Source organism: Pelosinus fermentans DSM 17108 (genome assembly GCF_000271485.2).
Taxonomy (GTDB): Bacteria; Bacillota; Negativicutes; order DSM-13327; family DSM-13327; genus Pelosinus; species Pelosinus fermentans.
Genome location: NZ_AKVN02000001.1, coordinates 2,893,487 through 2,913,100, shown reverse-complemented (window position 1 = coordinate 2,913,100; position 19,614 = coordinate 2,893,487). Strand labels below are relative to the sequence as shown.

Here is a 19,614-nt window from a genome sequence, read left to right as displayed (position 1 = left end):
ATTTGTGGATTTGAAATAATATACTGACCAAGGCTATGTTTGTGGTCAAAATAAATCGGAGGCAGCATATATGTATCGTCGGCTCACACTATTATTTTTAAGCATGATTTTTGGGGTAAATATTGCTTTTGCCGCCCCAATTCCCCCTCAATTAGAGGCTGAAGCGGCTATCGTAATGATGGCCAATACCAATCAGGTATTATTTGAAAAGAATTCAAAAGGTATTATGTATCCAGCCAGTACGACTAAGATCATGACATTGATCACTGCACTGGAAAAAGGTAATTCTAATGATATCATTACTGTAAGTTCTAGTGATGCAGCTTGTAAAGGGTCAAGTCTCGAACTAAAAGCAGGGAATCAATTAACATTGAAAAATGCGTTGTACGGTATGATGCTGATATCAGGTAATGATGCAGCAGAGGCTGTCGCTGAGAATGTAGCTGGATCAATACCCGCTTTCGTGGAGATTATGAATGCAAAAGCAGAGAAAATCGGAGCAACGAGTACTCACTTTACCAATCCTCATGGACTGCCTGATCCAATAAATCATTATACTACTGCCTATGATCTTGGATTAATTACTGCATATGGGATGAAAAATCCTGATTTTGCAAAAATCGTATCCACTCAAGAATATAATGTTAACTTTCTGAACCGAAGTGTAATGCATGTTCGCAATACGAATAAATTGCTAAATACATATCCTGGAACCAATGGTGTTAAAACAGGCTATACCAATGATGCTGGTGATTGCTTAGTGGCTTCTGCCAAACGAGGCGATATACAATTAATAGCCGTTATCCTCAATAGTGACTACCGCTGGGATGATGCGGCTAAACTCTTTGATTATGGATTTGAGCAGATCCAGTCACAAAAAAGGAAATAACATAAGAAAATAGGCTTTGAATCACAAAGATGGAGCATGTCGGCTTTAAGTTGCTGATATGCTCTCTTAGTAAACGTAAAAACCCTATAACACAAGGGAGTGAAAATGATGTCAATTAGTAAGCGACTATTCGGCAAGATCGATGAGCAAGAGGTATGCGAATATACGTTTAAAAATGATAATGGTATAGAAATTTCTTGTTTGAATTATGGGTGCATTATTACTAAGGTTATAGTACCGGATCGCAGAGGTAATTATGAAAATATCGTAATCGGATTTCAAGAGTTAGCCGATTACCAAAGAAATCCTCTATTCGCTGGTGCAGTTGTGGGCAGAGTAGCTGGCAGAATACGAGATGCACAGTTTGAATTAGAAGGAAAAAACTACACCCTGCCCAATAATGATGGTCACAATAATCTTCATAGTGGACCAAATGGTTTTCAGAATGCAGTATGGGACGCAGCGGTGGTCAGTAAAGAGCAAGAAGATACTATTGAATTTTCTCATACCAGTTTGGACGGGGTAGAAGGATATCCAGGAACACTGACAACAAAAGTAACATATACGCTTAATAACAATAATGAATTCAGCATTCATTATTATGGAGTAGCAGACGAAATTACCTTGTTCAACCCTACAAATCATACCTATTTTAATTTAAGCGGCAATTTTAAACAAGATATCTCTCAACACAGTTTGAAAATAGATAGTAGTCGCTTTTTGGAACTAACACAGCAGCTGCTTCCAACTGGTAAGCTGCTGGATGTAACGGATACGGTTTTTGACTTTAGAACTGGCCGGAAAATAATAGAGGGAATCAATTCCATCAATCCCCAAAATACGATAGCCGGACAAGGCTATGATCATCCCTTTATTTTAGACAGTAATCATAATGGAGAGATTGTCTTGCAGGATGAGGAAAGCGGACGTGTTCTGACTATCGAAACAGATGCAGTAGGTGTAGTACTTTATACGGGGAATCACATACCAAGTGATTTTGATATTCATGGGGTAAAATCTAGACCCTATTTAGGATTATGTCTTGAAACCCAAGGACTTCCTGATGCAATTCATCATTCTCATTTTCCATCCTGCATTCTGCAGAAAAATCAAATTTCTACCACAACGACGACATATACCTTTAGTGTAGTGCTTTAATAATGTGAGCGAAGAAATGTGTAATCTATTTTAAATTAAGAATGCTCTCTCTGTGACAGGGTCATTAGAACCAGTACCTGTCTATAGAGGGGGTATTTTATTTATAGTTAAGAAAAAAAGAATTTTTTGTTACGAAAAGAAGGAAAACAAAAAAAATATAGCGTAATTATAAAATAATTAATTTAATATTAAATTAATTATTTTATAAAGAGGTGCATATTAGAAAAATTATGGAATTATACATGTTATAAGGAATATAATTCCATATAACAAATTTAAAATTAAATAATGTAATAAATTTAATTCCTTAAATATTAGATATGTTGTCATCTTCAAGAAAAAGCCTTTATTTCCTGATGTCAATCATTTTAAAAAATAAAATTGTGTTATCGCTATTTAATAAAAGGAGGTCAGTATATGGGAAATAAAAAGTATAGTATTGGAATTGATTATGGGACGCAATCTGGCAGGGTAATGCTTGTTGAGGTGGAAACTGGCAAGGAAATTGCTACTGCAGTAGTGCCTTATGCCGATGGTGTAATTGATAAACAATTACCAGGCACTGCTATTCAGTTAGAGCATGATTGGGCACTGCAAAATCCGGAAGATTATTTAGAGGTTTTGCATAAGGCAATACCACAGGTTTTAAGGGATTCTCAGATAGAACCTACAGACGTAATCGGGATCGGGATTGACTTTACTGCTTGTACAATGCTGCCTGTGGCAAAAGATGGCAGGGCTTTATGCCAGCTTCCAGAATACCGAAACAATCCTCACGCTTGGGTCAAACTGTGGAAACATCATGCTGCTCAGGATGAAGCCAATTCGTTGAATCGCATTGCAGCTGATCGTGGTGAGACTTTCTTAGCTCGGTACGGCGGCAAGATTTCTTCTGAATGGATAATTCCGAAAATTTGGCAAATTCTCGATGAAGCACCTGAAATCTATGAAGCTGCTGATCGATTCATGGAGGCCACTGACTGGGTAACCATGCAGATGACCGGGATAGATGTACGTAATAGCTGCACTGCTGGCTATAAAGCAATATGGCATAAGCAAGACGGATATCCGGGAAAAGATTTTTTTAAAGCTTTAGATCCCAGATTAAAAAATTTGGTGGAAGAAAAATTAAATAGCCCCATTGTAGCGATTGGCAGCAAAGCTGGAGGCTTGGTTTCCGGTATGGCCAAGCAAATGGGATTAAAAGCAGGTACAGCTGTAGCAGTAGGCAATGTGGATGCTCATGCTGCCGTTCCAGCAGCAGGGGTTGTTACGCCGGGGAAAATGGTGATGAGCATGGGTACATCAATTTGTCATTTAGTATTAGGCGAGGAAGAAAAAACAGTGGATGGTATGTGTGGTGTAGTTGAGGATGGTATTATTGGCGGCTATTTTGGGTATGAGGCTGGTCAGTCTGCTGTAGGAGATATTTTTGAATGGTTTGTAGCAAATTGCGTTCCCGGCAGCTACTTTGCCCAAGCAAGTGAGAGAAATATTAATGTTCATCAATTACTAGAAGAGAAGGCTAGCAAATTGGTACCTGGAGAAAGTGGTTTATTGGCCCTTGATTGGTGGAATGGCAATCGTTCCGTACTTGTTGATACCAATCTGACGGGGGTGCTGCTCGGAGCTACCTTGCTTACCAAACCAGAGGAAATTTACCGGGCACTTATAGAAGCTACTGCCTTTGGTACCAATATGATTGTCGAAACATTTACCAATGCAGGGGTACCTATTGAACAATTGTATGCTTGCGGCGGGCTGTCCCAGAAAAATAACATGTTAATGCAAATTTATGCGGATGCAACAGGCTTAGAGATTCGTGTTGCTGCCTCTTTGCAGACACCCGCTTTGGGCGCTGCAATGTTTGGTGCTGTTGCTGCAGGCAAAGAATTTGGGGGATATGATACTATTTTTGATGCGGCAGCGAAGATGACTAATATAAAGCAGGTATACATACCTATTCCAGAAAATGTTGCTCGCTATAAAAAGCTGTATGCAGAATATAAAATCTTACATGACTATTTTGGCCGTGGTGCTAATGATGTTATGAAACGGCTTAAAGAAATTAAGAAAAATACAAAAAGTTGTAGAGCGTAAAACGATGGTGAAGTAAAAAAAGGAGGCTCAGAACGTTATGTTAGAAGAACTGAAACAACAAGTATGGCAAGCAAATATGAATTTACAAAAACATGGATTGGTCGTATTTACCTGGGGTAATGCCAGTGGTATTGACAGGGAAAAAGGCTTGATTGTTATCAAGCCTAGTGGTGTAGAATACGATACGATGCAGCCTGAAGATATGGTGGTGCTGGATTTGGCGGGAAACCAGGTGGAGGGAGACCTTAGACCTTCTTCTGATACGCCTACTCATATCGTCTTATACCGGAATTTCTCTGCTATTGGCGGCGTTGTTCATACTCATTCTACCTGTGCTACAGCGTGGGCCCAGGCGGGAAAATCGATTCCGGCATTTGGTACCACTCACGCAGATTATTTTTATGGTGAAATTCCTTGTACCCGTAATCTAAGCAGGGAAGAAATTCAAGGGGAATATGAAGAAGAAACGGGTAAAGTGATTGTGGAGAAATTTGGGCAGAAAAACCCGCTTCACGTTCCAGGAATTCTAGTCGCCAATCATGGTCCTTTCTCCTGGGGAAAAGATGCCCAGGATGCTGTCTATCATGCAGTAGTCTTAGAGGAGTTGGCAAAAATGGCCTTTTATACTTGTTCAACAAATTCAGAAGTCAAAGTCATGGATCAACTGTTATTGGATAAGCACTTTTTAAGAAAACATGGCAAAAATGCCTATTATGGACAAAACAAACTGTAGAATAGGATTAGCAAAAGGAGGACGACTATCATGTTTAGGAATTCAAAAGATAAAGAAGTATGGTTTATAACTGGCAGTCAGCATCTTTATGGTGAAGATACACTAAAAGAAGTGGCGCAGCATTCGCAAACGATTGCTGCGTCACTGGGGGAAAATGCGAAAATACCTGTAAAAGTTGTTTTTAAACCTGTATTGACCAATTCAGATGCTATCTATAATCTTTGTATGGAAGCAAACAGCGCAGATCGTTGCATTGGGCTGATTGCCTGGATGCATACCTTCTCACCAGCAAAAATGTGGATTGGCGGCCTAAACATATTAAATAAACCCTTGGCCCATCTTGATACCCAATACAATCGTGAGATTCCCTGGTCAGACATTGATATGGACTTTATGAATACCAACCAGTCTGCCCATGGGGACCGAGAATTTGGGTTTATATGCACTAGAATGAAAAGATCACGTAAAGTGATTGTCGGCTTTTGGCAGGATGAAGATGTCATCCAAAAACTGGCGATCTGGTGCGGTGCAGCACTAGCTTGGAACGATTTGCAGGGGGCCAAATTTGCCCGCTTTGGTGACAATATGCGAGATGTGGCCGTGACGGAAGGTGACAAGGTTGAGGGGCAGATAAAATTCGGATACTCTGTCAATGGATATGCCTTAGGTGATCTTGTTACATATGTGGATGCTGTCAGTGATGCCGAAATTCGCGCATTGGTTGCTGAGTATGAAGAATCCTATATAGTGCATAAAGAGCTGACTCAAGGTGGGGCTAAACGTGCATCACTAAAAGATGCTGCCAAGCTTGAGCTAGGTATGAAAAAATTCCTTGAAGCGGGTCAGTTTAAAGGCTTTACCTCAAATTTCGAAAATTTATATGGTTTATCACAATTGCCAGGGCTGGCATGCCAGCGTTTAATGGCAGCTGGGTATGGTTTTGGCGGTGAAGGGGATTGGAAGACTGCGGTGCTGATTAGAGCCATGAAAGTAATGTCTTATGGGCTTACAGGCGGAACTTCTTTCATGGAGGATTATACGTACCACTTGGAAGACGGCAATATGAAGGTACTCGGTTCTCATATGCTGGAAGTATGTCCATCGATTGCAGATCAAAAGCCTTCACTGGAGATTCATCCCCTCTCTATCGGCGGTAAGGATGATCCTGTGCGATTGGTCTTCAATGTAGCTGCCGGCAAGGGCATTAATGCCACAATTATTGATATAGGCAGTCGTTTCAGACTGATAGTCAATGAACTGGATGTGGTGAATCCGGACTATGATTTACCCAAACTGCCAGTTGCCAGAGCCCTTTGGGTACCACAACCTGATCTTAAAGTTGGTACACAAGCATGGATTTTGGCAGGTGGAGCCCATCACAGCGGCTTTAGCCAAGCGGTAACGAAAGAACATTTAGAAGATTTTTGCGAAATAGCTGGAATTGAATTTGTTTTAATTAATCATGAGACTACGATTCGTGATTTGAAGAAAGAACTTCGGTGGAACGATTTATATTATCATTTGGCAAAATAGTTGCTTGAACACTTGATCATTAAAGAGCAAATGATAAAGGAGATAATGGGATGATTAATAGACTGAAAGTAGGTGATGAAGGCATAACGAAAAGTAATGGATTGGGCTGCCAAGAATAAAAAGAAGGGGAGATTTTAATGAAAAAGGTAGTGGCTTTATTTCTGATGTTTGCTATGGTACTGATGCTGACCGCATGTGGTTCAAATCCTAGTACAGCTCCCAGCAGCAGCGATAAGAAGAAAGTAGGTATCGCAATGCCTACGAAGTCGTCATCTAGATGGATAGCAGATGGTGATAATATTGTTAAGCAGCTAAAAGCCAAAGGGTATGAAACTGATTTACAGTATGGCGAAGACAATGTTGAAAACCAGCTTGCGCAAATCGAGAATATGATTACAAAAGGTGCTAATGTATTGGTAATCGCTAATATCGATGGTGAATCCTTAACAACGGTATTGCAAAAAGCGAAGGATAAAAATATTCCTGTTATCGCTTATGACCGCTTAATTAAAAAGACTGCAAATGTAGATTATTATGCAACCTTTGATAATTTTCAGGTCGGAGTTCTTCAAGCTGCTTATATTGAAAAAAGCTTAGGCTTAAAAGATGGTAAAGGTCCGTTTAACATTGAGATCTTTGGTGGTTCACCGGATGACAATAACGCATACATGTTCTTTGATGGTGCGATGTCAGTTTTAAAACCTTATATTGATTCGAAGAAACTAGTTGTGAAAAGTGGACAAATGGATATGGGCGTCTGTGCTACTTTACGCTGGGATGGCGCTACTGCCCAGGCAAGAATGGATAATCTGCTAAGTAAGAACTATACGGGAACAAAAATAGACGCGGTTCTATCTCCTTATGATGGTATCAGTATCGGTGTTATTTCTTCTTTGAAGGCTGTTGGATACGGAACCCCATCACAGCCAATGCCTATCGTTACGGGACAAGATGCGGAAGCTCCTTCTATTAAATCCATTATTAAGGGCGAACAAGCACAGACTGTATTTAAGGATACCAGAGATCTTGCTAAAGTAGCTGTTGATATGGTGGATGCAGTACTTAGCGGTAAAAAAGCAACAACCAATGATGATAAGACCTACAACAATGGTGTTAAAGTAGTGCCGTCCTATTTATTAGTACCAGTTTCTGTTGATAAATCAAACTATGAAAAAATATTGGTTGAAAGCGGATATTATACTGCTGATCAACTTAAATAATACGGGATTGCAGGGCCAAAATAATTTAGTGATGACTGTAAAGTCATTACTAAATTATTAATGGCTTAATACCAAAGAGCGATATAGCAAGGAGTTGAGGATATATGGAAGATATTATTCTAGAAATGATAGATATAACTAAAACCTTTCCAGGTGTTAAAGCGCTAAATCATGTAAATCTGCAGGTGGAAAAAGGCGAAATTCATGCATTGGTTGGCGAAAACGGTGCGGGGAAATCAACCTTGATGAAAGTGTTAAGTGGAGTATATCCTCATGGAACTTATACAGGGGAGATTCATTATAAAGGGAAACGATGTGAATTCAAAAATATTAAAGAAAGTGAAAAATTAGGCATCGTTATTATTCATCAGGAATTAGCTCTCATCCCTTATCTATCTATAGAAGAGAATATATTCCTTGGCAACGAACAAGGCAAACACGGTCTTATCGACTGGCATGCAACTACTATGCGTACCAAAAAGTTATTAGCGACAGTAGGACTCAAAGAATTGCCAAGTACTTTGGTAACCAATATAGGAGTTGGCAAGCAACAATTAGTTGAGATTGCCAAGGCCTTATCAAAGGAAGTTGAATTGTTAATTCTAGATGAACCTACGGCGGCATTGAATGAAGATGATAGCGATAATCTCTTAAAATTATTGTTGGAGTTTAAAAAGCAGGGAATATCCTCAATTATTATTTCACATAAATTAAATGAAATTTCAAGAATTGCTGATTCCATTACCGTGTTGCGTGATGGAGCCACCATTGAAACCTTGGATGTAAGAAATGACCACATTACAGAAGATCGAATTATCAGAGGCATGGTAGGAAGAGAATTAACAGAGCTATATCCTAAAAGAGATGCAGCTATTGGCGATATCATCTTTGAGGTTAAGAATTGGAATGTTTACCACCATCTACATAGTGGCCGTAAAGTGATTCATAATGTTAACTTTCACGTTAAGCAAGGTGAGGTTGTAGGAATTGCAGGACTCATGGGGGCAGGAAGAACAGAGCTTGCTATGAGCATTTTTGGCAGATCCTATGGACAAAAAATAAGTGGACACATCTATAAGAATGGCTTAGAAGTACATTTGAAAAATGTAAGCCAGGCGATTGAGCAAGGTGTTGCATATGTAACGGAAGATCGCAAACAGTATGGCTTAATATTAAATAATGATATTAAACGAAATATTACCTTGGCTAATTTAAAAAATATCGCAAAACATTCTGTAATTGATGACAATAAAGAAATTCTAGTGGCGGAGAAAAGTCGTCAGCAAATGAATATTAAATGCTCCAGTGTTTTACAAAACACTGTAAATTTGAGTGGTGGAAATCAGCAAAAAGTTGTTTTGAGCAAATGGATTTTTACTGAGCCAGATATTCTGATTCTGGATGAACCTACTCGAGGAATTGATGTAGGAGCTAAATTTGAAATTTATAACATCATTAATGAGCTAGCTAAAGATGGAAAAGGCATTGTGCTGATTTCTTCAGAACTTCCTGAAATACTGGGAATGTGTGATCGAATATATGTTATGAGCGAAGGCAGTATTACAGGAGAACTTGCAGGGGCGGAGGCATCACAAGAAAGAATTATGAAATATGTAATGAGCAAATAAAGGAGGGATCGTCATGGAAACTCTAAAGCAAATGTTTAAAAATAATATCAGAGAATATGGTATGGTTATTGCACTAGTATCAATTGTGATTTTTTTTGAAATTGTCAGCAAGGGTGTACTCCTGCAACCGTTAAATGTAACCAACTTAATCCAGCAGAATAGTTATATACTCATATTGGCGATCGGCATGCTGCTAGTTATCGTTGCTTTTCAAATTGATTTATCTGTAGGATCTATTGCTGCTTTTGTTGGTGCGGTTTCCGCAATCTTAATGATTGATCATCATATTGGTGTTGTACCTGGAATATTGATTTCTTTGCTGATAGGAGGTCTTGCTGGAGCGTTTCAGGGGTATTGGGTTGCCTATTTTAAAATCCCCGGCTTTATTGTTACATTAGCAGGAATGTTGATTTTTAGAGGGTTAACAATGACTGCTTTAGAAGGGCAATCGAAAGCGCCTTTTCCAGAGGTTTTTCAGAAAATGAGTAATGGGTTTATACCAGATGTATTGAGTGGAACATCCATCCATATTACAACCCTTGTGGTTGGAATTATTTTGACGTTGGTATATATATATTTTGAATTAAATCATAGAAAAGCTAAGCAAGAGTATAATTTCGAGGTAATTCCGGTGCAATTTTTAGCTGCGAAATTGGTATTTGTTGGCGTGGCGATCAACTGGTTTATGTATTTGCTTGCCTCGTATAAAGGCATTCCTAATGTGTTGATATTATTATTTATTCTAATTGTATTTTATACCTTTATAACGACAAAAACAGTGATAGGGCGTCATATTTATGCATTAGGCGGTAATGAAAAGGCGGCAAAGCTGTCGGGTGTAAAAACCGAACGCATTGTGTTTTGGGTTTTCGTAAATATGGGGGTATTAGCAGCCCTTTCGGGTCTTGTTTTTGCGGCTCGTCTTAATGCAGCAACACCGAAAGCAGGCACGGGTTTTGAGCTGGATGCCATTGCTGCCTGTTTTATTGGCGGAGCCTCTACTGCAGGAGGGATTGGTGTTGTTATGGGGGCCATTATTGGCGGGTTGGTTATGGGGGTTATGAACAACGGCATGTCTTTAATTGGCGTTACCATTGATATGCAGCAAACCATTAAAGGCTTAGTTTTATTATTAGCTGTAGCTTTTGATATTTATACAAAATCAAAACAGTCATAAGACTTAATTAAAAATTTAATTAGGCATTTTAGCTTTTAATATTATATAATGATTAAATAAATTCTTTCATGTCTATATGGTTAAAAGAGAATGGATTCAAAGGTTGTATAGTATAAAATATTGAAAGCAAGAGTGTAGGTGTTTTATGGAAGGTGTAAATACGATTGTTTCAAAAGCTGTAGGAGGAGGAGCAAATGAGTCGCTGATTATTAATGCGATTCGCAGGCGGGGGCCAATATCTCGTGTTGATATTGCTAAGTTGACTGGCCTAACACCACCAACTGTAACAAATATATCAAGTAAACTCATTGAAAATGGACTGATTCATGAGTATATGGTTGGTGAATATAGTGGAGGCAGACGTCCGGTACTGCTTAAGGTTCATTCTGAAATAGCGAACATGATTATTGTAGATATTCGTTCTAAGGAAATGATTGGCTATCTGATTAATGGAGGTTTAGAGATTAAAGAAGAGATATGTCATGATATTCAACATTTAAAAGAAGAAAAGATTTTATCTTTTTTGGAAAATACAATTGCACAGTGTTATGCTTCAGAGTATGGTAAGTTAGCTCTAGCGATTGGTATAATTGTACGAGGACCTGTTATGTCTAAGGAAGGGCTTTCCTTATTTTCTCCCAGTGCTGGCTGGCGTAATGTGCCGCTGAAATATCTGGTGGAAAAGCAGTTTCAGCTGCCTGTTTTTGTCGAAAATGATATGCGGGCTATGGCATTGGGAGCCTATCATTATGGTCCATACCGGGATATTAAAAATGCGGTCTTTCTAGGAGTCGGGGGTGGAATTGGTTCGGGGATTATTTTAAATGGTGAGCTATATCGCGGCTTAGGTGATAGTGCAGGGGAAATCGGTCATACCGTTGTAGATGTTCATGGTCCCTTATGCAGCTGCGGGAATTATGGCTGTCTGGAAGCCATGGCATCTGAGTCAGCGTTGGTAAATAATATGGTTCAGTCAATAACAGATGGTGAATGTTCTGCAGTATCGGAGATGGTAAAAGGCAATCTAGATGCCATTAGACCAAAACATATTTACGCTGCGGCTGAGGAGGGAGATCCGCTTTCAATCAGAACCCTCCAGCAGATTGCTCAGTATATTGGTATGGGTGCTGCCAATATTATTAATATTTTTAATCCCCAGCTGGTACTCATTGGTGGTGGTATCGTTAAGGGACGAAGATTTATGGAAGAGACAATCATGCAAGTTATAAAAGAAAGGGCTTTGGCAAGCTGTTATTCTTTAACTCGTATTGAGTTTTCTTCAGAAGGCAGGCAAGATGCCCTAAAGGGCATTGTAGATGTGGTAATGGAAGGGATTTATTTACGGTAACATGACAAAATGCTCTCTATGTTGGCAGGGGTATAGAACACCCTAACAAACTGCTCATATAGAGGGCTTTTTGCTAAGAAAATTTCTGGTTCAATTATTGTTTTATTAACAAGAAAAATTTACCATTTAGTATGTTTTATTGTGTATAATAAAGTGGGAGTATTAGAAAAAATGAGCGCTAGGATGGTGCAATATTGGAATTCTTTCGTAAATTACTTAAGACCGAAAATATTCGTTCTAAATTGTTATTATATTTTTTCACTCTCATTTTATTGCCCATTGTTACACTCGGAGTATTGGGTAATGTCATCTATAGCAAATCGATTGAAGAACAGGCCAATGAGCATACTGGACAAATGATTGAGCAAGTCACTCGCAATGTTGAGTTTTATATTCATGATATGGAAAATATCGTGTCTTACCTTTTGGGTGATCCTCAGATTATTGCGTTCTTACGAACTATGAAAGAGGGAGATGAAGATGAATCGCTGAATAATGAGGTTCGGCGAATCTTAAGAACCTACACGAATGTACATCCAGAGATTGCCGGAATACTCATTGTAAATGAGAATAATCTTTATATTAGCAATGAAATGCATCGTATTTCACGTGATCCCCTTACTGATGAGACTTGGTACAAAAGAGCGATTGCATCGCCAAATGCAATGCAGCTGTTTAGTAAACCGATTGGCCGTAATATAACGACAACTCTTAACTATAGCGCTGATGAAGTGGTTTCGATTGCTAAGGCGGTTGTTGATCCCAAGAACAGCCAGTATCTTGGCGTCATACTGATTGATCTGAAATTGGCTAAATTCAAAGAAGTAATTGAGACGATTACATTAGGTAAGAATGGATTTTTATATATTATGGATGCAAATGGTGGCATTGTTTATGCACCAGTTAATCCGATTGTATATCGCGTAAAAAGTGAGTGGCTTAACCATTCTGCCAATAGTATTGTAAAAATCATTCAAGGCAGTGAGTTTCAGATTATCTATAAAGATTCAGCGTATACAAAATGGAAAACTATCGGTGTTTTTTCCCTTAGTGAGACACTGAAAGAGGTAACGATTCTGCGTCATTACTCCATACTGATTGGGCTTGTTACCTTAATACTGGCAGTAATCGCCGCCTTCTTTTTTACTGCTTCCATTGCCAAGCCTTTAGGTAAACTCCGCAGCTTGATGAAGAAGGCTGAGGAAGGCGATCTGAGCGTACGATTTAACAGTAAATATAATGATGAAATCGGACAGCTTGGTAATAGCTTTAACACGATGATCAAAGAAATTAGCAATTTGGTGGACATGGTGTATACGGAACAAAAACGCAAACGAGAAGCAGAGCTGAAAACCTTGCAGGCCCAAATAAAACCACACTTTCTTTATAATACTCTTTATACGATTCAGTGGATGGCTGGGGAGCATGGTGCACAGGAAGTCGTTCGTATTGTGGGTGCACTTGCGAATTTATTTCGCATTGGTTTAAGCAAAGGGAAAGAGATGATTCCTGTTCATGAAGAATTAGAACATGTTCGCAGTTATTTAATGATTCAGAAAGCTCGCTATGAAGATAAATTGATATATGAAATCAACTATGAAGAAGAAATATTGAATTACAGAGTGCTTAAGCTCATATTGCAGCCTCTTGTTGAAAATGCGATTTACCATGGCATTAATGCAAAAAGAGGGGGCGGTACCATCAAGATCACCGCTCGCATGGACAAGGAGAAATTATATTTTAGCGTAGCAGATGACGGCATAGGAATGACAGCGGAAAAACTCGCAGAATTAAGAAAATCATTAGACAGTCAGCATGGAGAGGCAGCAAGAACGGGCTTTGGTATTTTTAATGTGAATGAACGAATTCGATTATCCTTTGGCTCAGAATACGGTTTACAATATACCAGCGTGGATCAGGAAGGTACGAAGGTAGAAGTTTGGCATCCAATACGTTAATTAGGGAGTGGTTCAATGTTGAAAGTAGTAATCATCGATGATGAACCTAAAATTCGTCGTGGCCTCAAAAGCCTGGTTGAGAAAGCAAGGCTTGATATGGAGGTTGTGGGGGAGGCTGAAGATGGAGAAATAGCTTTGGAAGTGGCGAGAAAAACCCTGCCAGACATTCTGCTAGTAGATATTTGTATGCCTTTTTTAAATGGATTGCAGTTTATAGAACAAGTAAACAGCATATTACAAGATTGCATCATCATTGTCATTACTGGACATGATGAGTTTTCCTATGCCCATAAAGCGATTAAGCTGCAAGTCTTTGATTATTTATTAAAACCTGTCTTTGAAGACCAACTGGAAACCGTGTTAAAACGAGCAGCACAGCAATTGCTGAATTCTCGTCTGCAAAATCATTATCTGAATTGGACTAATCAGGAAACAAAAAAACATTTGCCGTTATTAAGGGAAGCTTTCTGTAAAGATTGGGTAAATGGTCAATTAAGTGAGGAATACATAAGGTCTCAGCTTGCTTTTTTGGAATTGGATTTGTCGCCAGCATCTGGAATGATTGCTCTGAAAGTGGCTGGCCAGTACACCAGAGGGCAGCTTCTCAAAGATTGGGAGCGGGAATTGCTGGTATTTTCCATAGAAAATATTTGTGTGGAATTATTAGAGCAATGGCAGCCTTATATTATGTTTCATGACAGAGCAGATAATCTGATTGCGATAACACCCCTCCTAAATCCAAGCGACTGGTATAAACTGAGTGCTACTTTACAGCAGGTTATTGAGCAGCATTTAGAACAAGTCGTAATTGTTGCTCAGCACCCGCTAATGGATTTGCTAAGGGGTGTTTCCGCTGTTTATCATGAACTGACCTTAGAACTAAACCGCAAGGTTAGTTATACTCCTGCAGTGCTTCTTTCACAAAAACACATAGAAGCTAATTACTGCAAGGAGGATTTCTCACTTCAGAATCTAGCAGAAATTATTAAGATTAGCCCTACGTATTTAAGTCGCTTGTTAAAAAATGAAATTGGTGTTTCTTTCATTGAATATTTAACTCAGGTGAGAATCGAAAAAGCCATTCAAATGATGGGAGATCCTACGATGAAACTATATGAAGTGGCAGAAAAAGTAGGGTATAGTAATCAACATTATTTTAGTAATACATTTAAAAAAGTAGTTGGATTATCTCCAGCGGAATATCGCAAAAAAGGCAACTGGCGGTGAGCGGGGTGTTTAAAGTCAAGCTGAATATGATCGTTCTTCTGATGATTGTGACAATACTTACAGGATGTTATCATCCATCAAACCAAGCAGCAGGCTCCGATCAGGTGAAGTTTGTAATTGGTGTATCCCAAGCCAATTTGATTGAGCCTTGGAGAGTGATTATGAATGAGGAAATCAAAGAAGAAGTACTAAAGCACCCAGATGTTAAGATTGTTTTTACCGATGCTGTGCAAAACAGTGGCAAGCAGATTCGAGATGTAGAAGAATTGTTAGAAGCGGGGATTGATTTATTAATTATTTCACCCAATGATTCTGCGGAGCTGACACCAATTGTAGCGAAGGCTTACAAAAAGATTCCAGTCATTGTATTGGATCGAGCTGTGGAAGGATATGCGTACACGTTATATATCGGACCGGATAATAAATCCCTTGGCAAAGAAGCGGGGCAATACATCGCAGATCTTTTACGAAATGGGGGAAATGTTGTAGAGATTCAGGGACCAGCAGGATTGCCTTCCCTTAGAGAAAGAAGTGCTGGATTTCGGGAAGTCCTGGGACAGTATAACAATATTAAAATCGTTGCAACCGTAATTGCCGATTGGCAAAGAGATAAAGCAGAAGATGAAATGGAAAAATTGCTGCAGCAGTATCCTAAAATTGATGTTGTTTTCGCTCATAGCGACTACATGGCGCTGGGGGCTTATAAGGCTGCCAAGAAGCATGGAGCCGATGGGATACAGTTTGTTGGTGTTGACGGTTTTTCGGGCCCTAATGGGGGATTGCAATTGGTAGAAGAAGGTATCTTAGAAGGGACGTTTACTTGTCTGACAGGTGGACGAGAGGCTATTTTATATGCTGTTGATATTTTAAATCATGAGAAAGGAATACCAAAGAAGATCATCCCTCGGAGCAATAAAATTACCCGTTACAATGTGTTGGAATATTTAAAAGCAGCGAATGAACCTAGAAAAGAAAATCGCAGCAAAAAAATTGTATTGGGATTTTCTCAGCTTGGAGCGGAGAGCGATTGGCGTAGAGCAAATTCTCAATCCATAAAGAATGCGGCATTAGAGGCAGGCATTGATCTTGTTTTTCTGGAGGCCGATCAAAAACAGGAAAAGCAGATTCAAGCCATTCGATCATTCATCACCCAAGGGGTGGATGTAATTGCTTTTTCTCCTGTTGTAGAAGGGGGTTGGGACGAAGTATTGGAAGAAGCCAAAATGGCGGAAATTCCTGTTCTTTTATCCGATCGAGCGATTAAACCTGATGATAATTCGTTGTATGCCACTTTTATTGGCAGCGATTTTCTGGAAGAAGGGCGCAGAGCCGCCCGCTGGCTTGTAGAAAAAAAAATAGCTAGTCAATCAGTCAATGTTATTGAATTGGAAGGAACAATTGATTCGGCACCAGCCATTGACCGCAAAAAAGGATTTGCTGAAATTATTGCTAATTATCCTCAATTTCAAGTGATTTATTCTGCATCTGGCGATTTTACCGAGGTTGGCGGGCAAGATATGATGAAAGCTGCTTTAGCCATATATGGCAATCAAATTCATGTTGTTTATGCTCATAATGATGATATGGCTCTCGGCGCTATCAAGGCGATTGAGGAATATGGACTTAGACCGGGCAAGGATATTCTGATTGTCTCTGTTGATGCTACAGCAGCGGCCTTTAAAGCGATGATGGCAGGTAAGTTAAACAGTACTGTGGAGTGTAATCCCCTTCTTGGTCCTCAGCTTATGCAGGCGGTAAAAAGTTTGATGGCAGGACGGCAGCTGCCAATGAGGATTATTACTTCTGAGGGTGTATTTTCTGCAGAAACAGCGCGGCAGGATTATCTGAATCGCAGGTACTAAGCATTATGTTAAAACAGTTCGGAAAAGTATAAGAAATTACTGATTATTCTAAATACGAACAAACATTACCATCCTATAATAGAACTAGTACTACAGGTTCTAAAAAATAAGGAGGGTAAGAAACATGTCCAAGTGGAAAAAGGTTACGATTGCGTTGAGTGTTGGAATTATGATGTTAACATTGGCAGGCTGTTCAGGCACCAAGCAGGAAACGGCGGCTAAACCTGCAGACAAAAAAATCGTTCTGGGATTCTCACAGATCGGTGCAGAAAGTGAATGGCGCACAGCAAATACGGAATCCATAAAAGCATCGGCACAAGCAGCTGGCATTGAACTAAAGTTTTCGGATGCTCAGCAAAAGCAAGAAAACCAGATAAAGGCCTTACGGTCATTTATACAGCAAAAGGTTGATGTAATTGCTTTTTCGCCTGTTGTAGAAACAGGCTGGGATGCTGTACTGCAAGAAGCAAAAGCTGCTAAGATACCTGTGATTTTAACAGATCGGTCCATTAAAATGAGCAGTGGCAATGCAGAAGATTATTATGTTACCTTTATGGGTTCTGATTTTGTGGAAGAAGGAAGACGAGCTGGTAAATGGCTGGTCGATTTCATGAAAAAGGATAATGAGGCTGTAAATATTGTCGAATTGCAAGGAACCGTTGGTTCCGCACCCGCGATTGATCGTAAAGCTGGTTTTGAAGAAATCTTAAAACAACATGCGAATTATAAAGTTATTAAGTCGCAAACTGGCGACTTTACACGTGCCAAGGGGAAAGAAGTGATGGAATCATTCTTGAAATCAGCCAAGGCTGATGGACAAAAAATCGATGTATTATATGCCCATAATGATGATATGGCAATTGGTGCGATTCAAGCAATTGAAGAAGCTGGGCTAAAACCTGGAAAAGACATAATTATTGTTTCAATTGATGGTGTTAAAGGGGCTTTCGAGGCCATGATTGCAGGGAAATTAAATGCAACCATTGAGTGCAGCCCACTACTGGGAGACCAATTGATGACAGCTGCGAAAGATTTGGTAGCAGGTAAGACCCTTGATAAACGGATTGTTACAAAAGAAGGTGTATTCCCTGCAGATGTTGCTGCCAAGGAATTGCCAAATCGTAAATACTAAAATCATACAAATAAACTGATCCACCCCACCAGTTCTATGTAAAAATAGAAACAATCGGGGGTTATCTTAATGGATGACCCCTGATGGAGTGGGTTTTTCTTTTATCGAACTACTGATTTATGGAGGTGAAAGTAATAATGGATAATGCAAATTTTCTATTAAAAGCAATGGGGATTTGTAAAGATTTCCCGGGGGTTAAAGCTCTTAATAATGTAGAATTCGAACTGAAACCTGGAGAGATTCACTGTTTAATGGGAGAAAATGGAGCTGGTAAATCGACTTTGATTAAAGTGTTGACGGGTGTTGATCGTCTCGATGCTGGAGCTATCTTTTTAGACGGTAAAGCCATTGCACCGAATTCTCCTCATCATGCCCAACAACTAGGAATTAGTACAGTTTATCAAGAGGTTAATCTTTGTGCCAATTTGTCAGTTGCTGAAAATATTTTTATTGGCAGAGAACCATTGCGCTTTGGCAGTATTGATTGGCAGGAAATGAATCGGAGATCACAGGAGCTATTGGCGAAGTTGAGTCTTGCGATTGATGTTACTCAGCCTTTAGAGCGTTACTCTGTTGCAATACAGCAAATGGTAGCGATTGCAAGAGCCCTTGACATATCGGCTAAAGTTTTGATATTGGATGAACCGACTTCGAGCCTGGATGCTCAAGAAGTTGAAAAACTCTTTGGACTCATGCGTAAATTAAAAAAGCAAGGTTTAGGAATTATTTTTGTGACTCATTTTATTGAGCAAGTTTATGCGATCTCCGATAAGATTACCATATTACGTAATGGTGAATTAGTTGGTTCCTATGAGACTGTAAATCTGCCTCGTGTTCAGCTGATTGCAAAAATGATTGGCAAAGCCTTTGATGGATTTGAAAGCAGCTGCAAGACATTGAAACTGGATATTCTTCAAGAAAAACGTAATAATTTTTTGCGAGTTCGCGGTCTTGGACACAAAGGATCGATCCATCCCTTTGATCTTGAAATTGGCAAAGGTGAAGTGCTTGGCCTGGTAGGTTTATTGGGATCAGGGCGAACAGAAGTTGCCCGCACTATTTTTGGTATTGACAAAGCCGATAGCGGAGAAATTGCCATTGAAGGACAAACTGTTACCATACAAAGCCCTGCTGATGCAATTCAATATGGTCTGGCATATTGTTCCGAAAATAGAAAAACAGAAGGGATTATCGAAAACCTTTCTGTAAGAGAAAATATCGTTTTGGCGTTACAGGCTAAAGTAGGGTGGATGAAATATATACCGAAGAGAAGACAAGAAGAGATTTCAAAAAAATATATTGAATTATTAAATATTAAGACCGCTGGACCAGAACAACTAATCAAAAATTTAAGCGGAGGCAATCAGCAAAAAGTAATATTAGCTAGATGGCTGCTGACAGAACCTAAGCTTTTAATACTGGATGAGCCTACACGGGGGATTGATGTAGGTGCTAAAGTTGAGATTCAAAAATTAATACTGTCTCTGGCAGAAACGGGCATGTCCGTTGTATTTATTTCTTCGGAGCTGGATGAATCGGTTCGGTGCTCCAGCCGTATGGCAGTTTTAAGAGACAGAGTAAAGATAGCAGAGATTTCGGGTGAAGAGATGGAAGAAAAATATATTATGCAGACGATAGCAGGGGTGTAG

At 39.4% G+C, this 19,614-nt stretch carries 14 protein-coding genes; all 14 read left to right on the top strand.

What is annotated here, in order from left to right:
- Nucleotides 1-70: 70 nt before the first annotated feature.
- Nucleotides 71-889, top strand: a complete 819-nt coding sequence (locus tag FR7_RS13460) for a D-alanyl-D-alanine carboxypeptidase family protein (RefSeq protein WP_007935199.1) — start codon at nucleotides 71-73, stop codon at nucleotides 887-889.
- A gap of 108 nt (nucleotides 890-997) precedes the next feature.
- A complete protein-coding gene (locus FR7_RS13455; RefSeq protein WP_017531348.1) occupies nucleotides 998-2,047 on the top strand; it encodes an aldose epimerase family protein in 1,050 nt (349 codons plus the stop codon).
- Between the two features lie 417 nt (nucleotides 2,048-2,464).
- Nucleotides 2,465-4,147 carry a ribulokinase gene (locus tag FR7_RS13450; RefSeq protein WP_007935197.1) on the top strand — a complete coding sequence of 561 codons (1,683 nt, stop codon included), beginning with the start codon at nucleotides 2,465-2,467 and terminating at the stop codon, nucleotides 4,145-4,147.
- Between the two features lie 37 nt (nucleotides 4,148-4,184).
- Nucleotides 4,185-4,880: an L-ribulose-5-phosphate 4-epimerase gene (locus FR7_RS13445; RefSeq protein ID WP_007935196.1), complete on the top strand. Its 696-nt coding sequence runs from the start codon at nucleotides 4,185-4,187 to the stop codon at nucleotides 4,878-4,880.
- A gap of 30 nt (nucleotides 4,881-4,910) precedes the next feature.
- On the top strand, nucleotides 4,911-6,413 hold the full coding sequence (araA, locus tag FR7_RS13440) for an L-arabinose isomerase (protein WP_007935195.1): 1,503 nt from the start codon (nucleotides 4,911-4,913) through the stop codon (nucleotides 6,411-6,413).
- A gap of 137 nt (nucleotides 6,414-6,550) precedes the next feature.
- A complete protein-coding gene (gene chvE / locus FR7_RS13435) occupies nucleotides 6,551-7,633 on the top strand; it encodes a multiple monosaccharide ABC transporter substrate-binding protein (protein ID WP_007935186.1) in 1,083 nt (360 codons plus the stop codon).
- A gap of 104 nt (nucleotides 7,634-7,737) precedes the next feature.
- A complete protein-coding gene (gene mmsA / locus FR7_RS13430; protein WP_007935185.1) occupies nucleotides 7,738-9,261 on the top strand; it encodes a multiple monosaccharide ABC transporter ATP-binding protein in 1,524 nt (507 codons plus the stop codon).
- 13 nt (nucleotides 9,262-9,274) lie between these two features.
- Entirely contained in the window at nucleotides 9,275-10,438 is a 1,164-nt protein-coding gene (gene mmsB / locus FR7_RS13425) for a multiple monosaccharide ABC transporter permease (protein WP_007935184.1), read from the top strand.
- Nucleotides 10,439-10,583: 145 nt separating this feature from the next.
- Nucleotides 10,584-11,786 (top strand): ROK family transcriptional regulator, encoded by a 1,203-nt coding sequence (locus tag FR7_RS13420; protein ID WP_007935183.1) that lies wholly within the window; start codon nucleotides 10,584-10,586, stop codon nucleotides 11,784-11,786.
- Between the two features lie 194 nt (nucleotides 11,787-11,980).
- On the top strand, nucleotides 11,981-13,744 hold the full coding sequence (locus tag FR7_RS13415; protein ID WP_007935181.1) for a cache domain-containing sensor histidine kinase: 1,764 nt from the start codon (nucleotides 11,981-11,983) through the stop codon (nucleotides 13,742-13,744).
- A 15-nt stretch (nucleotides 13,745-13,759) separates the two neighbouring features.
- Nucleotides 13,760-14,971, top strand: a complete 1,212-nt coding sequence (locus FR7_RS13410) for a response regulator transcription factor (RefSeq protein WP_007935179.1) — start codon at nucleotides 13,760-13,762, stop codon at nucleotides 14,969-14,971.
- Nucleotides 14,972-14,976: 5 nt separating this feature from the next.
- On the top strand, nucleotides 14,977-16,833 hold the full coding sequence (locus tag FR7_RS13405) for a substrate-binding domain-containing protein (protein WP_007935178.1): 1,857 nt from the start codon (nucleotides 14,977-14,979) through the stop codon (nucleotides 16,831-16,833).
- A gap of 124 nt (nucleotides 16,834-16,957) precedes the next feature.
- A complete protein-coding gene (locus tag FR7_RS13400; protein WP_007935176.1) occupies nucleotides 16,958-17,965 on the top strand; it encodes an ABC transporter substrate-binding protein in 1,008 nt (335 codons plus the stop codon).
- Between the two features lie 137 nt (nucleotides 17,966-18,102).
- Nucleotides 18,103-19,614 (top strand): sugar ABC transporter ATP-binding protein, encoded by a 1,512-nt coding sequence (locus tag FR7_RS13395; protein ID WP_007935174.1) that lies wholly within the window; start codon nucleotides 18,103-18,105, stop codon nucleotides 19,612-19,614.

What these genes read in the sequence shown, in the direction of transcription:
- FR7_RS13460 (WP_007935199.1), top strand. Translation starts at nt 71, where the DNA reads ATGTATCGTCGGCTCACACTATTATTTTTAAGCATGATTTTTGGGGTA.
- FR7_RS13455 (WP_017531348.1), top strand. Translation starts at nt 998, where the DNA reads ATGTCAATTAGTAAGCGACTATTCGGCAAGATCGATGAGCAAGAGGTA.
- FR7_RS13450 (WP_007935197.1), top strand. Translation starts at nt 2,465, where the DNA reads ATGGGAAATAAAAAGTATAGTATTGGAATTGATTATGGGACGCAATCT.
- FR7_RS13445 (WP_007935196.1), top strand. Translation starts at nt 4,185, where the DNA reads ATGTTAGAAGAACTGAAACAACAAGTATGGCAAGCAAATATGAATTTA.
- araA (WP_007935195.1), top strand. Translation starts at nt 4,911, where the DNA reads ATGTTTAGGAATTCAAAAGATAAAGAAGTATGGTTTATAACTGGCAGT.
- chvE (WP_007935186.1), top strand. Translation starts at nt 6,551, where the DNA reads ATGAAAAAGGTAGTGGCTTTATTTCTGATGTTTGCTATGGTACTGATG.
- mmsA (WP_007935185.1), top strand. Translation starts at nt 7,738, where the DNA reads ATGGAAGATATTATTCTAGAAATGATAGATATAACTAAAACCTTTCCA.
- mmsB (WP_007935184.1), top strand. Translation starts at nt 9,275, where the DNA reads ATGGAAACTCTAAAGCAAATGTTTAAAAATAATATCAGAGAATATGGT.
- FR7_RS13420 (WP_007935183.1), top strand. Translation starts at nt 10,584, where the DNA reads ATGGAAGGTGTAAATACGATTGTTTCAAAAGCTGTAGGAGGAGGAGCA.
- FR7_RS13410 (WP_007935179.1), top strand. Translation starts at nt 13,760, where the DNA reads ATGTTGAAAGTAGTAATCATCGATGATGAACCTAAAATTCGTCGTGGC.
- FR7_RS13400 (WP_007935176.1), top strand. Translation starts at nt 16,958, where the DNA reads ATGTCCAAGTGGAAAAAGGTTACGATTGCGTTGAGTGTTGGAATTATG.
- FR7_RS13395 (WP_007935174.1), top strand. Translation starts at nt 18,103, where the DNA reads ATGGATAATGCAAATTTTCTATTAAAAGCAATGGGGATTTGTAAAGAT.